We start from the raw sequence: 1,365 nt of genomic DNA, 5'->3' as shown, positions 1-1,365 counted from the left end.
TTTCTCGCAAACCTTGGTTTGGGCGAAGCGGCAAAGCGCTCAGTTGGTACAGGTGCCAATCAGATTCCGGATATGAGCAGCTTTCCTGCTCAGCGTGGCGGCGCATGGTACAGGCAGCACCCATCAGGGATGATTGAGCAAGGGGGATCATTCAGCGTTTCCGGCGCTTCTGGCGCTCAAAAAGTCACGGTGAATTTTCCTATTCCATTTCCTTCGGTGTGCGTAGGTATCTGGTTTACCTATCAGACTGAAGACCCAAGCTCTCGTTTTGTGGGTGTGTTTACTAAATCTGCAAGTTCATTCGTGGCATCAATCGTATGCAGCACAGCTAACACGATTTATTACAGGGCAGAGGGGTATTAAATGCACATGCTATGGTCAGCTATAAACAATGTTTTCATTCCTGCTCAGATGCGTCAGCAGTATGAAGCCGCAGGATGGGATTTATTAGATTGCACAGAGGCCAGCAACGAGCTGGCTGCCGAATTTATGGGGCTGGCACCATTAGGGAAAATGAGGATCGCAGGTGGGAATGGAATGCCTCAGTGGGGAGACATTCCGGTTAACCCTACTGAGCAGGAGCATCAGGCCAGCTGATAACTTCCGGTGATGTAACATCAAGAGCCTGGACTGCATCAATATAATCCAGCCAGTCGTTGAGACTTGCCTTATCTGCGTCACTGATGCGCCCAAGCAGTAACTTAGTTTGCCAGATGCTGATGGTGTCCTGCGCCATTTCAAGCAGGCTGGTTTTGCGCTGCTCCGCCTGCTCTGACAACTGCGCGGGCGATGGCGGCGGAGTATTGGCCCATGCGGGTAAGCCATCAGGCCCGGCGCGCATAATTTTGTCTTCCGGGGCCTCCCCCATAAATTCCAGCGCGGTGGACGGCTCCAGCTCCACGGCGTCACCCGGCCATGTCCCCGCCAGCTCATAATCATGCTTTAGCGCGACGGCGCAAATCATATTCAGCGACGCGCTGTAAACGTAGTCTTTCATCAGTAGCCCACTCCCCATACGGTGACGGTTGATGTCGATTTGGAATAGCTGCTCGCTGCGGCAAACGTGGCGCGATCAATGGAGGCTGACGACGTGAAAGGCGTGCCATTGGTTGCGTAAATGAGCGAGTTGGTTAACGCCTGGATGGTTGACAGGCACGCCGTCGGAAACGCCACGGGCCATGATGTATTGACCACCTGCATGGTGCCGTCTGTCGACATCGGGACGCTCACCGATTTCCACTGCAGAATGATATTGCGGGTGACGCCGCCAATCAGCACAGGAATGGACAGCCAGCCCGCACCGTTGGTGATGGCGGATGCGGCGGGCATTTTCGCGGCTTCGCCTAAACCAAGGTTTGCGAGAAA

3 protein-coding genes and 1 pseudogene are annotated in these 1,365 nt (G+C 54.1%); 2 read left to right on the top strand and 2 right to left on the bottom strand.

Annotated elements, in window-relative coordinates; all coding sequences use genetic code 11:
* Positions 1 to 363: gp53-like domain-containing protein (locus tag WFL93_RS24060; RefSeq protein WP_442955907.1), on the top strand; the 363-nt coding region annotated here is incomplete at its 5' end.
* A complete protein-coding gene (locus WFL93_RS24055; protein WP_336779202.1) occupies positions 364 to 597 on the top strand; it encodes a tail fiber assembly protein in 234 nt (77 codons plus the stop codon).
* Here WFL93_RS24055 and WFL93_RS24050 read toward each other — a convergent pair.
* Positions 569 to 997 carry a tail fiber assembly protein gene (locus tag WFL93_RS24050; RefSeq protein WP_336779201.1) on the bottom strand — a complete coding sequence of 143 codons (429 nt, stop codon included), beginning with the start codon at positions 995 to 997 and terminating at the stop codon, positions 569 to 571. The genes WFL93_RS24055 and WFL93_RS24050 overlap by 29 nt on opposite strands.
* Positions 997 to 1,365 (bottom strand): annotated as a pseudogene (locus tag WFL93_RS24045) (phage tail protein); the annotation flags it as partial. The gene WFL93_RS24050 and the pseudogene WFL93_RS24045, both read right to left, overlap by 1 nt.

The sequence above is a fragment of the Pantoea sp. USHLN256 genome, assembly GCF_037149875.1.
GTDB lineage: Bacteria > Pseudomonadota > Gammaproteobacteria > Enterobacterales > Enterobacteriaceae > Pantoea > Pantoea nemavictus.
This window is presented reverse-complemented; position numbering and strand designations above follow the sequence as displayed.